We start from the raw sequence: 215 nt of genomic DNA, 5'->3' as shown, positions 1-215 counted from the left end.
TTTTACGGCAAACCGATCAATAAATAATCTTTACTTCTTCCAGATTGTTAAAGAACGAAACAGCTTTGATCGCTAAAAGATCAAACCTAAACCACAGTCTTGTTGACCGGCTTACGTTTGCACTTTCGAGTAAAACTTTGGTGGAGGATGACGGGATCGAACCGACGACCCCCTGCTTGCAAAGCAGGTGCTCTCCCAGCTGAGCTAATCCCCCT

1 tRNA gene is annotated in these 215 nt (G+C 45.1%); it reads right to left on the bottom strand.

What is annotated here, in order from left to right:
- Positions 1 to 138 precede the first annotated feature (138 nt).
- Positions 139 to 214, bottom strand: a tRNA-Ala gene (locus tag KO538_RS29205).
- Between the last annotated feature and the right edge of the window lies 1 nt (position 215).

The organism is Janthinobacterium sp. NKUCC08_JDC (assembly GCF_019345575.1).
In the GTDB taxonomy this organism is placed as follows: Bacteria; Pseudomonadota; Gammaproteobacteria; order Burkholderiales; family Burkholderiaceae_D; genus Janthinobacterium; species Janthinobacterium aestuarii.
The sequence above is the reverse complement of the archived record's forward strand: the minus strand, read 5'-3'. Positions and strand labels throughout refer to the sequence as shown.